The organism is Variovorax sp. P4_B11 (assembly GCF_056402355.1).
Map to the genome: position 1 here is coordinate 1 of NZ_JBFUHO010000049.1, position 11,817 is coordinate 11,817.

12 protein-coding genes and 1 pseudogene are annotated in these 11,817 nt (G+C 65.6%); 11 read left to right on the forward strand and 2 right to left on the reverse strand.

Annotation, left to right across the window (positions count from 1 at the left end):
• From AC1DYD_RS30655 to AC1DYD_RS30675, 5 genes and pseudogenes are all read left to right on the forward strand, one after another.
• Positions 1–258: pseudogene (locus tag AC1DYD_RS30655) on the forward strand (glucose-6-phosphate isomerase); the annotation flags it as partial.
• Between the two features lie 166 nt (positions 259–424).
• Positions 425–1,027 carry a cytochrome b gene (locus AC1DYD_RS30660; protein ID WP_478176519.1) on the forward strand — a complete coding sequence of 201 codons (603 nt, stop codon included), beginning with the start codon at positions 425–427 and terminating at the stop codon, positions 1,025–1,027.
• 34 nt (positions 1,028–1,061) lie between these two features.
• Complete coding sequence (locus AC1DYD_RS30665) at positions 1,062–1,604, forward strand: YceI family protein (protein ID WP_478176520.1); 543 nt, start codon at positions 1,062–1,064, stop codon at positions 1,602–1,604.
• Positions 1,605–1,624: 20 nt separating this feature from the next.
• Positions 1,625–2,194: a YceI family protein gene (locus AC1DYD_RS30670; protein ID WP_478176521.1), complete on the forward strand. Its 570-nt coding sequence runs from the start codon at positions 1,625–1,627 to the stop codon at positions 2,192–2,194.
• A 150-nt stretch (positions 2,195–2,344) separates the two neighbouring features.
• A complete protein-coding gene (locus AC1DYD_RS30675) occupies positions 2,345–3,106 on the forward strand; it encodes an IclR family transcriptional regulator (RefSeq protein WP_478176522.1) in 762 nt (253 codons plus the stop codon).
• A 139-nt stretch (positions 3,107–3,245) separates the two neighbouring features.
• Here AC1DYD_RS30675 and AC1DYD_RS30680 read toward each other — a convergent pair whose 3' ends face one another.
• Positions 3,246–4,169 (reverse strand): LysR family transcriptional regulator, encoded by a 924-nt coding sequence (locus AC1DYD_RS30680; RefSeq protein ID WP_478176523.1) that lies wholly within the window; start codon positions 4,167–4,169, stop codon positions 3,246–3,248.
• Positions 4,170–4,264: 95 nt separating this feature from the next.
• Here AC1DYD_RS30680 and AC1DYD_RS30685 point away from each other — a divergent pair, with 95 nt between their 5' ends.
• From AC1DYD_RS30685 to AC1DYD_RS30695, 3 genes are read left to right on the forward strand one after another with little or no spacing between them, the layout of a single operon-like run.
• On the forward strand, positions 4,265–4,534 hold the full coding sequence (locus tag AC1DYD_RS30685; RefSeq protein WP_478176524.1) for a hypothetical protein: 270 nt from the start codon (positions 4,265–4,267) through the stop codon (positions 4,532–4,534).
• Positions 4,535–4,537: 3 nt separating this feature from the next.
• On the forward strand, positions 4,538–5,707 hold the full coding sequence (locus tag AC1DYD_RS30690; protein ID WP_478176525.1) for an FAD binding domain-containing protein: 1,170 nt from the start codon (positions 4,538–4,540) through the stop codon (positions 5,705–5,707).
• Between the two features lie 43 nt (positions 5,708–5,750).
• Positions 5,751–6,953, forward strand: coding sequence for an alpha/beta hydrolase family protein (locus AC1DYD_RS30695; protein WP_478176526.1), 1,203 nt, complete (start codon positions 5,751–5,753; stop codon positions 6,951–6,953).
• A 173-nt stretch (positions 6,954–7,126) separates the two neighbouring features.
• Here the strand turns inward: AC1DYD_RS30695 and AC1DYD_RS30700 are convergent, their stop codons facing one another.
• On the reverse strand, positions 7,127–8,041 hold the full coding sequence (locus tag AC1DYD_RS30700; RefSeq protein WP_478176527.1) for a LysR family transcriptional regulator: 915 nt from the start codon (positions 8,039–8,041) through the stop codon (positions 7,127–7,129).
• Between the two features lie 152 nt (positions 8,042–8,193).
• Between AC1DYD_RS30700 and AC1DYD_RS30705 the strand changes: the two genes are divergently transcribed.
• The 3 genes from AC1DYD_RS30705 to AC1DYD_RS30715 all read left to right on the forward strand — a co-directional run bounded on the left by AC1DYD_RS30705 (position 8,194) and on the right by AC1DYD_RS30715 (position 11,759).
• Positions 8,194–9,438 carry a serine hydrolase domain-containing protein gene (locus tag AC1DYD_RS30705; protein ID WP_478176528.1) on the forward strand — a complete coding sequence of 415 codons (1,245 nt, stop codon included), beginning with the start codon at positions 8,194–8,196 and terminating at the stop codon, positions 9,436–9,438.
• A 100-nt stretch (positions 9,439–9,538) separates the two neighbouring features.
• Positions 9,539–10,558 (forward strand): zinc-dependent alcohol dehydrogenase family protein, encoded by a 1,020-nt coding sequence (locus AC1DYD_RS30710; RefSeq protein WP_478176529.1) that lies wholly within the window; start codon positions 9,539–9,541, stop codon positions 10,556–10,558.
• Positions 10,545–11,759: an ABC transporter substrate-binding protein gene (locus tag AC1DYD_RS30715; protein WP_478176530.1), complete on the forward strand. Its 1,215-nt coding sequence runs from the start codon at positions 10,545–10,547 to the stop codon at positions 11,757–11,759. Before AC1DYD_RS30710 ends, AC1DYD_RS30715 begins: the two co-directional genes overlap by 14 nt.
• The last annotated feature ends 58 nt before the right edge of the window (positions 11,760–11,817 follow it).

The following is an 11,817-nucleotide window of genomic DNA, read 5'->3' on the forward strand; positions in this document are numbered from 1 at the left end:
CGGACCTTCCCCGGCAACCGCCCGAGCACCACGCTGCTGCTCGAGCGCCTGACGCCGCACAGCCTGGGCGCGCTGATCGCGATGTACGAGCACCGCGTCTTCACCAGCGGTGCGCTGTGGGGCATCAACAGCTTCGACCAGTGGGGCGTCGAGCTCGGCAAGGCCCTGTGCAGCGACCTGCTGCCGCGCCTGGCGAGCGGCGACACCCAGGGGCTGGACGCTTCGACTGCGGGACTGATGAAGCGCTTGCGTGATTGAGACCGCGCCGCGACGCGGTCGCAGCTTCCAGCGAATTCCTCAGCGATCCCGCGACTGCACCGGTCCACGCGGAGATATACCCGGCAACTTCTCATCATTTGAGAAGTGCTGTTGCCCTTCAAAGAAGCCTCGCCCATGATCCCGCCACTTCTCAATGGGCACGGACATGGACATCAAGGCATCGCTGGACGATTCGCAATGCTCACCGCGTGCCCGCGATACCCACGGTCCGCAGCGGTATGCGATTCCCGCCGTCCTGATGCACTGGGTCATGGCGCTGCTCATTGCGGCCGGAATATTGCTGGGCCTGTACATGACCCGACTGGCCTTCAGCCCCTTCAAGCTCTTGCTGTATTCGTTTCACAAGTGGACCGGAGTGACGATCTTCGCTCTGGCCACCGCGCGCCTGGCGTGGCGATTGACGCACACGGTGCCCGTGCGGCTTGCGTCGATGCCGATCTGGCAAACACGCGCCGCGAGTACCTTGCACGGTGTGCTGTACCTGCTGATGATGGTCGTGCCCCTGGTGGGCTGGTTGTATTCATCGGCCAGCGGCATACCCACGGTATTTCTGGGTTTCGCGCCCCTCCAGATCCCCGACGCGATCGACAGGGATGCGGCGCTCGCCGCCCAGCTGCGATCGCTGCACCAGGCGCTCGGCTATTTGCTGGCCTCACTGGCTGTGCTCCATATCGCGGCGGCGGCCAAGCATCACTTCGTGAACAAGGACGGCGCGCTGAATCGCATGTGGCCCGTCCGCATGAATTGAATTTTCAACCAAGGACTTCGAGATGAAGAGACTCATGTGCCTGTCGGCCTTTCTCGCCGCCGCCCTCATGGCGCCCGCCTCGGCGGCTCAGCGTGTTGTCGCGGACAGCGCCCAGCTTGAATTCAGCTTCAAGCAGACGGGTGTTCCCGGAGATGGGCGCTTCCGGCGATTCACGCCGGAGGTCGCTTTCGATGTGAGCAAGCCCGAGCTGGCGGCCATCCGCGTCGAGGTCGACATCGCCAGCCTCGAACTCGGGGATGCCGGCTGGAACCGCGACCTGCAAAGCCGCGACTGGTTCGATGTCCCGCAATTCGCCAAAGCGGTGTTCACCGCGGCCGGCGCCAGATCCCTCGGCGGTGGAAGGTACGAGGCGCCCGGCAAGGTCGTCATCAAGGGCATCAGCCGCGATGTGGTCGCTGCGTTCACCGCCAAGCGGGTGGGAGAGACCACCACGATCGAGGGCGCCGTTCCCGTCAAGCGACTGGCCTTCGGCATCGGCGCCGGGCCGTGGTCGGATGTGAGTGTGGTCGCCGACGACGTTGTGATCCGCTTTCGCCTGGCTCTCGCCGACTCTTGACCCACCCCGGAAAGATCTCCATGAAACTAGCGCTTCCCCTGCTGCTGTCCGCTCTGCTTGGCGCCAGTGCCGCCTGTGCGGCACCGCAGGCTTATGTGGTCGATTCCCGGCATACCTATCCCCGCTTCGAGATCAGCCATTTCGGCTTCTCGATGCACAGCGGCATGTTCACTCGGTCCTCCGGGAACATCATGATCGACACGGCGGCAAGAACCGGCCGGGTCGACATCGCTGTGCAGACCGCCTCCATCGACACCGGCGCCGAAGACCTCGAGCAGGTGTTGCGCTCGCCGGCCTTCTTCGATGCGGAGAAGTATCCGCAGATGACCTTCCACTCGCAGGCATTCCAGTTCGACGGCGACAAGCTCTCGACGGTGCAGGGGCAGCTCACCTTGCTCGGAGTGACCCAGCCACTGACGCTCACCGTCGTCCGCTTCAACTGCGGCGCGCATCCCGTGAGCAAGAAAGAAGAGTGCGGCGCCAATCTGGCCGGGACGATCAAGCGTTCGGACTTCGGCATGAAGACTTTCCTGCCGGGCGTGGGCGATGAGGTGCAGTTGATCGTTCAGGTCGAAGCCGTCAAGGAATAGAAGGCCCCCGGATGGCCGGAATGAAGACAACTGCACAACACGGATCGGGCGACACGGCCGTTCCCGAGGCAGCCTTCGAAGTGCGCGCTGCGGTGGTCTCTACCCTGCGCTATCCAATGGGGTCCCGCGATCATGCGCAGCTGATAGAAAATGACAACATCCGCCAAAGTCTTGCAGGTGCTGCGACTCTTCGGCCAAGGCCGCAAGCAGCTGTGCGTCGCCGACGTCGTCGAGCTGCTGGACGTATCCCAAGCCACTGCCTATCGCTACCTGGTGGACCTCGAGGAGGCCGGGATGATCGAGCGGGCCAATCCCAATCAATACGTGCTGGGCCCCACCGTCGTCGAACTGGACCGGCAGATTCGCATCGATGATCCACTGATCGCGGCGGCGACAGACATCATGAAGAACCTGTCCGACCGCACCGGCGGCACGGTATTGCTGAGTCGCCTCCATGGACGCAAGGTGATGTGCGTGCACCAGACTTCGGGACGGTTCAGCCCTGTGAGCGTGAGCTATGAGCGTGGCCGTGCCATGCCGATGTATCGTGGCGCGACGTCGAAGATCATCCTGGCCTTTCTGGATCCGTCGATCTTGCGCGACATCGTCCAGCAAGACGCGGCCGAACTGTGCGCAGCCGGCCTGCCGGCTGCCTTCGAGGCATTGGACGCGTTCCTGGCGGCGATCCGATCGACCGGGGTGTGCCGCGCCTCCGGGGAGATCGACACAGACGTGATGGCCTGGGCCGCCGCCGTTCACCATGGGAAGGCACTGCTTGGCAGCCTGAGCGTCGTCATCGACAGGAACGCTCCCATTCCCGAGACAAAGAGCATTGCAGACAAGCTCTTGCGAGCAGCCTTGCGAATCGAAGGCCGCCTGCGGCTGCCGACTCGAAAGAAGAACTGCGCGTAGCGATGGAGATCAGAGGCGGCTTCCAGCGGCACCACCCGGCGGGTGCTGCGCTCGAACAGCTGCGAAGTTCATGGACGGCACAAAAACGCGCAGTTGTCGGAGGGTGATGTTCATCGACTCAATGGCGAGAGGGCGACACTCAAGCGCGGCCCCGCAAGTCCCAATAGGGTGGAGAACCGAAGCGTTCGACAAGGAAGTCAATGAACGCCTGGACCCTCTTCGAGGAGCGGCGGTTCGGCTGGTAGACCGCGTAGATGGCGCCGCCATTGCCGCCGAGACCGGCCTCCCATTCAGGCAAGACGACGCGCAGGCGTCCCGCTTCGATGTCGGCGCCGACCAGCCAGCTCGGCATCAGGATCAAGCCCATCCCCCCGATCGCCGCCTCTCGCAAGACCTCGGAACTGTTCGCGCGCAGATTGCCGCCGACACGAACAGATTCCTCCGAGGGCCCCGAGAAGCGCCAAACGCTGTTGCCTCTGGTGTAGGAGAAGGTCAGGCAATTGCGACCGGCAAGATCTGCCGGCGACCGCGGTTCTCCCCACTGACCCAGATAGTCCGGACTCGCACAAACCAGTCTCCGGTGCGGTGCGATCTTCCTCGCCACGAGACTCGGGATCTCGACGCTGCCCAGGCGGATCGCGAGGTCCATCCGCTCCCCGACGAGGTCGACGATGTCGTCCGACAGGGTGAGGTCGAGACGAACGCCCGGGTACAGCCGGGCGAATGCGGGGATCACTGGCGCGATGTGCAGGCGTGCGAACGCGACAGGAAGACTCACCCGCAGCAATCCGCGAGGTGGGCCCGCTGCCTCGCTGACCTCGAGATTGGCATTTTCCAGGTCGCCCAGGATGCGGATCGCGTGCTCGAGATAGCGCTCGCCCATGCTGGTCAAGGTCACGCTTCGCGTCGACCGATTGAGAAGCTGCGTGCCGAGACTGCCCTCCAGCGCATCGACCTGACGGGTGACCGACGACGTGGCAACCCCCATGCGTCGGCCAGCCGGCGCGAACCCGCCTTCCTCGATGACGGCCACGAATGCCTTGAGCGCGGCGAATGCGTCCATGTCAATCGTTGCAATTTTCGCAACGCAATTAGTTAACTTCAACCGATTATCACCTCGGCCGCAACGAATTAAAGTGCGTCGAAGCGAAGGTCACCATGCCCATCACCATCGACGTCACATCGGACTTCATCTGCCCCTGGTGCCTGCTGGCAAACCGCCGGCTGTCCCAGGCGATCGGCCGGCGGCGCGGCCAACGACAGGTACGTCGGTTGGAACGGGCAGGCCTGACGCGCGGAATTCGTGGTGTTCCCCATTTCGACATCGCGGGCACCGTGGTCACCGGGGCGCAATCGCCCCAACTCCTGCGGGAGGCGATTGCGGCGACCCATCTGAATGCGACCGCCACGGACGGTCAAGGCGCATAGGCCATGGGCATTCAGGCCACAGCTCAGCGACGCGCGCTGGTCATCGGCGGTTCGCTCGCCGGACTCTTCGTCGGCAACTTGCTGCGCCGCGCCGGATGGACGGTCGACATCTACGAACGATCGCCGCGTGATCTCGACAGTCGTGGCGGCGGCATCGTCCTTCAGCCCGAAGTCATCGAAGCGTTTCGGCAGTCGGGCATCGACATCGGGCAAATCGAACTCGGCGTTAGGTCGCGAGCCCGAACGGTGTTCCGCCCGGACGGCACCGTTCAAAGCAAGCATCTGGCACCGCAGACACAAACATCGTGGTCCCTGATCTACACGACCTTGCGCCGTGCTTTCGGCGAGGAACACTATCACCAAGCCAGCAAGCTGATCGAGATCCGGCGGGAGAAGAATGGGCAAGTGACGGCCATCCTGGAGGATGGCGCGGAAGAGACCGGCGACCTCCTCGTCGGTGCCGACGGAGGCAACTCCACCGTTCGGCATCTGCTGTGGCCCGGGATGGCGCCCAGCTATGCCGGGTACCTGGCCTGGCGTGGCCTGGTGCCAGAAGACGAGATGCCGGAGGTCGCCCGCATCGCCTTGCACGGCGACTTCGGCTTCGCCAGCAACTGCGGGTCGCACATCCTCGGGTACCTCGTGCCTGGCAGTGGCAACGATACGCGCCCAGGTCATCGCCTCTACAACTGGGTTTGGTACCGCGTCGCCGACGACGCGCAACTGCACGACATCATGACCGACACCAACGGCCGCTACCGGGGCGACTCGATTCCCGAGGGAGCACTTGGCAATGGGTGGCGCGAGCACGTCTATCGCGAGGCCGACGCGCTGCTGCCGGCACCATTCCGTGCGGTGGTCAAGGCCACGCAACACCCCTTTGCCCAGGCGATTCGCGATCTTGCGGTGGATCGCATGGTCGATGGGCGCGTCATCCTGATCGGCGATGCCGCCTCGATCCCTCGCCCGCATACGGCTGCCAGCACCTCGAAAGCCGCCGCCAATGCGCTTTCGCTGCTGGCGGCACTCAACACCTGTCCCGACGATCCGGACCAGGCACTGGCCCGCTGGGAGCCGCAACAGCTTGCAGTCGGCAGGCATCTGCGAGACCGCGGCAAAAGCATTGGCGATCAACTTCTGTTCCACGAATCCCGGTCCGTCGCCGCGAGATGACCCGACCCCTCTTTTCTTTCCATCTGCACCCAGGAGAACACCCGTGAAGTTTCTGTTCGAAGACGAGTCTTTTTCTTTTGAAACCCTGCGCACCGCAGGCTTCGCCAACTACGGCGGCGCCGACCTCGGCGAGGTCATCGTGACCGCCCGCGCCATCCCCGAAGGCGACGAGGCCGCGTGGCTGAAACAATGGGAAGCCACCGCCGACCGTGCGGCGAAGATCGGCGAGAGCTCGCTGGCTGCGGGACATCGTGTCAGCGCCCGCGAAGCATTCTTGCGGGCCTCGAACTACTATCGAACCGCGGAGTTCTTCAAGCGAGCCAAGCCGGTGGACGACGAAGACGTCGCCCGGCTGTCCGGCCGCTCGACACAGACCTTCATCCAGGCCGGGCAACTGCTCGACACGCCATTCGAGGTCGTCGAGATCCCCTATGAGGGCACGACATTGCCCGGCTACCTGTTCCTGGCCGACAAGTCCGGCGAGCCGCGGCCGACCGTCATCTACAACAACGGCTTCGATTCGACGCAGGAAGAGTCGTATGTCGCGGTCGGCGCTGCGGCATTGCGCCGCGGCTACAACGTGCTCGCGTTCGACGGCCCCGGCCAAGGCGCCGCGCTCCGGAAATCGAAGCTCAGGTTCCGCCACGATTGGGAAAAAGTGATCACCCCGGTCATCGACTTTGCCCTGACACGCAAGGAAGTGGATGCCGACAAGATTGCCTTGTTCGGCTACAGCCTGGGAGGCTATCTGGTCGCGCGCGCGGCCGCCTTCGACCATCGCCCTGCCGCCATCATTCTGGACGACGGCATCCTGGACTTCCATGCGGCCTTCGAACACATGCTGCCTCCCTTCCTCCTGTCCTGGATCCACGACCAGAAGGATGGCGACGCCGACGCGGTTCTGCGGATGATCATGGCCGGCAAGACCGCCGCCCGATGGGCGATGCAGAACGGCATGTGGACCTTCGGCACATCCTCGCCCAGCGCGTTCGTTCGCATGAGCAAACGCTATACGCTGGCCGACGTCGCCGGCAACATCAAGGCCGCCACGCTGGTGCTCGATGCCGAGAACGACCAGTTTCTCAAAGGACAGCCACAGGCCATCCATGCCGCGCTTCAGTCACCCAAGCACCTGGTGACGCTGACATCGGCAGAAGGGGCCGGCGAGCATTGCCACATGGGGGCCATGTATCGGGCGCACCAGACCATCTTCGACTGGCTGGACGAGACGCTGGCCAAGGCCTGACCGGTTCGAACATGCCAGTCAGCGCCAAACTGTTCACCCCGGTCCGATTCGGCCGCCACGAGGCTTCGCACCGGTCGTCATGGCCCCCATGACACGCTCGCGCGGCACGCAATCCCGGCGTGGTCCGGCCGCATGGCCGCGGCTTGACCGCGCCGGACGGGGCGGCCGGCCGGTCAGAGAATTGCCCACGGGGGGCTGGGATTGAACGCCGCCAAGAGGAAGTCGCTCATGACGCGCACTTTCGCCGGGGGCGCCCGGTCCGCCGCGCGCACCAGGTGGATGCCGCCGAGATCCGCCGTGTCCGCATCGAGCGCAGCGCACTCCAGGTCGCCCCGCCGGATCGCGTCGGCCACGATGAATTCGGGCTCGTAGAGCACCCCGAGCCCGGCGACAGCGGCCGCGACGAGCGCGTCGCCGTTGTTGGTGCGCAGGGTTCCCTTGACGGCAACGCCCCTGTCCGCCCCCTTGCCGAAACGCCATTCGTCCGGGCGCGACAGATTCGACAACAAGAAGCTCAGGCAGTTGTGGGCCTGCAGATCCGCCCAGCGCCCCGGGCGCCCCTGCCGGGCCCAATACCCGGGGGCCGCGCAAACGACCATGGCGCTGTCAGCCAGCTTGCGGGAGACGAGGCGGCTGTCCTTCAACGGTCCTACCCGGATCGTCAAATCCCACCCCTCTTCCATCAGATCGACAACGCGGTCGTTCAACCCGAGGTCCACGGTGACCCCGGGATGCTGCCGGAAAAAGGCCGGCAGGATCGGCGCCACGTAACGCGCGCCAAACGACAACGGCGCATTGATCCGAAGGAGGCCCGACGCTTCCGTGCGCTGCGAGGCGATCGCGGCCTCCACTTCCTCCAACTCGGGCAGTAGCCGGCTGCAAGTCTCCAGGTACTGTTGTCCCGCCTCGGTGAGCGAGAGCTTGCGCGTGCTGCGAAGGAACAGGCGCGCGCCCAGGCGCGCCTCCAGCGCGTCGACGTGCTTGGCGGCCATCGCGGGCGACAACGCCATTTGCCGCGCTGCGGCGGAAAGCGATCCCGCGCGGGCGGCACGGGAGAACACATGCATTCCTGTGATGCGATCGAGCATGCCGACTTGCCACTCTCAGTAGGAACTGAATCAACAAATCAGCATATTAACAACCAACGAGCGGCGATCTAGTCTCACGGCCTGTGCCCGTAAACCATTTGGCCCGCAGGAACCAGCAAGCAATGAACACGCCGAGGAGAGAGACGCCCTCCATGACACTGTCGCGACGCGACTTGCTCGCCACCGCTTCCATCGGCGGCCTGGCGGTTGCGCTCATGGACGCCGCTGGAGCCACCGAACGCGCGCTGCCCACGGCCAGGGCGCGATGGAATCGCGCCGACGCCGTCGACGCGGCGATCCAGGACGCCGTGCACGCCGGCCGGATCGTCGGCGCCACGCTGATCGCCGCCAAGGACGGGGAAATCGTGTACCAGCGCGCCGCCGGGTTCGCGGACCGGGAGGCCAGGCGTCCGATGGCGGAAGACGAACTCTGCCGCCTGGCATCGATGACCAAGCCGATCGTCTGCGTGGCGGCGCTCGCGCTGAAGGATCGCGGCCAGCTTCGCCTGGAAGACCCGGTCACGCGTTGGCTGCCCGACTTTCGCCCGAAGCTGGCCGACGGGCGCGAGCCGGTCATCACAGTGCGCCATCTGCTGACGCACACCGCGGGACTCGGCTACGGCTTTCTGGAAGTCCCCGACGGCCCCTACCATCGGCTCGGCGTATCCGACGGCCTGGATGCCTCCGGCCTGACGCTGGCGCAAAACCTCCAGCGGATCGCATCGGCACCGCTGCTCTTCGAGCCCGGCACCAGCTGGCACTACTCGGTGGCCATCGACGTGCTGGGGGCCGTCATCGAGCGCGTCACCGGCACGCGCCTGCCCGAAGCCATTCGCCGCATCGTGACCGACCCCCTGGCCATGTCCAGCGTCGAGTTCGCGGCCCCGGCGGGCAGCGTGCTGGCAGCGCCCTATGGCGACGCGGCCCCACAGCCCGCACGCATGACGGAGAGCTTTTCGCTGAAGTTCGGGCAGAGCGCGATCGTCTATTCGCCCGCGCGCGCCTTCGATCCCAAGGCTTTCCCTTCAGGTGGCGTGGGCATGGTGGGCACGGCCCGGGACTACCTGCGATTCGCCGAGGCGATACGCACCGGCGGCGCGGGCATCATCCGACCGGAAACCGCGGCCGCGATGACCGCCAATGCGATCGGCAACCTGCAGGTCGGCGCGGCCGGCCCCGGCTTCGGCTGGGGGCTCGGCGTGGCGGTCCTGAGGGATCCGGCGGCCGCCCGCTCGCCGGTGACGGCCGGCACCTGGCATTGGTCCGGCGTGTACGGCACGAACTTCTGGGTGGATCCGGTTGAGAAGCTCAGCTTCGTCGCATTGACGAACACGGCCGTGGCCGGGATGACTGGCGGTTTCCCCATGGCACTTCGACGCGCGGTCTATGAGAGCTGACACGCGACCGACGGGCCAGCGGCGATGCGCTCGGGATCGCAATCTCTGCCCCTTCGACGCCAGTCGCGCCCGGCGGCAAACACAACCTTGAGGATCTTCGATGCAGGCCTATCAAATCCAGGCGGGCGCCGGCATAGCCGGACTCGAACGTCGCGAACTTCGGAGCAAGCCACTCGGCCCGACGGACGTTCGCGTCCATGTTCGAGCCGCTTCCCTGAACGCGCGTGATCTGAGCTTCGCGCGCGGCACCTTCTACAGTGCCCCCCGGCAGCCGCTGGTCCCGCTGGTGGATGGCTGCGGCGAGGTCGTGCAGGTGGGCACCGACGTCAGCCGGTTCAAGGAGGGCGATCGCGTCATCACGACCTACTACCCCCGCTGGCTGGACGGCTCCATCGCTCCCGCCAAGACGGCGGTTTCATTCGGTGCACAGATGGACGGCACGCTGGCCAGCGAAATGGTCGCCTCGCAAGAGTCGTTCGTGCTGGCTCCAGCCACTCTCGACGACCACGGCGCCGCCACGCTGTCCTGTGCCGGCCTGACGGCCTGGAACGCGCTGTTCGGCGCAGGCCGCTTGAAGCCCGGCGCAAAGGTGCTGCTCCTGGGAACCGGCGGGCTTTCGGTATGGGCCCTTCAGTTGGCCCACGCAGCGGGGCTCTATCCCATCATCACCTCGTCGCAGGACGGCAAGCTCGAGCGCGCGCGCAAACTCGGCGCGCGCGCCACGGTGAACTACCGCAGCACGCCGGAATGGCAGGACGAAGTGCTGCGCCTGACGGATGGCCAGGGCGTCGATCGGGTGGTCGAAGTGGGCGGCGAAGGAACGCTGGCGCGCTCGCTGAAGGCATGCAGGCCGGGCGGGACGGTGGTGGTCATCGGCCGCGTTGCGGGCGCAGGGGGCGTGCTGATCGAACCCGGCGCCCTCATCGCCGGGGCCAAGCAGCTGGCGGGCATCACGGCCGGCAGTCGGGCCATGCTGGAGGACCTGGTGCGCTTTGTCGATGTGAACAGGATCAAGCCCGCCATCGACCGGACGTTTGCTTTCGGGGAAGCGAAGGCCGCCTATGCGCACGTCGAACAAGGGCTGCATTTCGGAAAGGTGGTGATCGATGTCCAAGCCTGAACATGCTGCGGTGCCTCCGCGGCAAGCCGCGACAGCCTCGCGCACGTGCCGCCGCGGCGGCGGCGTTGGCGCCATTTCCGCCGCGGCCCTGGCGATGGCGCTGTTCGCCGCAACACCGGCAGCGGCCTCCGAGCCGGTGCGCATCGGGGTCACGACCCTCCTCAGCGGCCCGAACTTCGACCGGGGTCAAAGCGAGCAATTCGGCGTCGAACTGGCGCTGCAGCGCGTGAACGACGCGGGCGGCCTTCTGGGCCGCCGCGTCGAGGCGTTCTACGGCGACCACGGCGCGAAGCCGGAAGCGGGCGTCGCGGCAGTGAAACGGCTCATCGAACAACAGCACGTCAGCGTGATGGTGGGGGCCTTGTCCACGCCAGTCACCCGCGCCATCATGCCCGTCGTGAAGGACGCGAAAGTGCCGTTGGTGATCGACATCTCGACGGGCCAGGAGTTCGTGGACGCCGCCGGCGTCGGCGGCAACGACTACGTCTTCAAGACGAGTCCGTCGGACCTCGATGTGGCCGTGGCCGTGATGAAGCGCTTGAAGGCACAAGGCGTCCACACCCTGGCGGTCATCGCGGACGATATCGACTTCCATCTTGCCAACAAGGCGGCAACCGAAGAGGCGGCGGCCGCTGCGGGTATCCGGATCGTGGCGACGGAGATCGTTCCGAAAGGCAGCCAAGATCTGACGGCCATCGTCGCTCGCCTGGATGCCGCGCTTCCCGATCGAATCGTCAGCCTGCTGAGCGCCTCGAATGTGCCGTTCTTCCGCGCCTACCAGGCAAGCGCACACGTCCCTCTCGCCGGCCGCATCGACTTGCAGTCGGCATTGACCACGGTGTCGCCACAGTTCATCGCGGCAGGCGGCCTCGATCACGCAGAGAGCGTGACCGTTTTCAACGGCGCTCTCGACGCCCGCAGCGTGCAGGACTTCATGCAGGCATACCGCAACAAGTACGGCATGGTGCCGAATCAGCGAGCGTTCTTCGCCTACGAAGCGACCCTCGTGATTGCCGATGCGATTCAGCGGGCGGATTCGGATGCACCGGCCAGCATTCAACGGGCGCTCAAGACCTCCCGTTATCCGTCGATCCTGGGAGGGAACTACGCCATGGATGAGCACAACCATGCACACACCTCGCTGCAACTGGTGACCGTGCGAGGCGGCAAGCTCGCCGTCGCGAGCATCGACGGTCCGTGATGCAGGGGACCGTGTGAACTGCACACGGCTTAGCCACCTTCTGAAGCCGGCACCATGC

Coding starts and splice junctions, on each gene's coding strand:
- AC1DYD_RS30660 (WP_478176519.1), top strand. CDS start 425: ATGGACATCAAGGCATCGCTGGACGATTCGCAATGCTCACCGCGTGCC.
- AC1DYD_RS30665 (WP_478176520.1), top strand. CDS start 1,062: ATGTGCCTGTCGGCCTTTCTCGCCGCCGCCCTCATGGCGCCCGCCTCG.
- AC1DYD_RS30670 (WP_478176521.1), top strand. CDS start 1,625: ATGAAACTAGCGCTTCCCCTGCTGCTGTCCGCTCTGCTTGGCGCCAGT.
- AC1DYD_RS30675 (WP_478176522.1), top strand. CDS start 2,345: ATGACAACATCCGCCAAAGTCTTGCAGGTGCTGCGACTCTTCGGCCAA.
- AC1DYD_RS30680 (WP_478176523.1), bottom strand. CDS start 4,169: ATGGACGCATTCGCCGCGCTCAAGGCATTCGTGGCCGTCATCGAGGAA.
- AC1DYD_RS30685 (WP_478176524.1), top strand. CDS start 4,265: ATGCCCATCACCATCGACGTCACATCGGACTTCATCTGCCCCTGGTGC.
- AC1DYD_RS30690 (WP_478176525.1), top strand. CDS start 4,538: ATGGGCATTCAGGCCACAGCTCAGCGACGCGCGCTGGTCATCGGCGGT.
- AC1DYD_RS30700 (WP_478176527.1), bottom strand. CDS start 8,041: ATGCTCGATCGCATCACAGGAATGCATGTGTTCTCCCGTGCCGCCCGC.
- AC1DYD_RS30705 (WP_478176528.1), top strand. CDS start 8,194: ATGACACTGTCGCGACGCGACTTGCTCGCCACCGCTTCCATCGGCGGC.
- AC1DYD_RS30710 (WP_478176529.1), top strand. CDS start 9,539: ATGCAGGCCTATCAAATCCAGGCGGGCGCCGGCATAGCCGGACTCGAA.
- AC1DYD_RS30715 (WP_478176530.1), top strand. CDS start 10,545: ATGTCCAAGCCTGAACATGCTGCGGTGCCTCCGCGGCAAGCCGCGACA.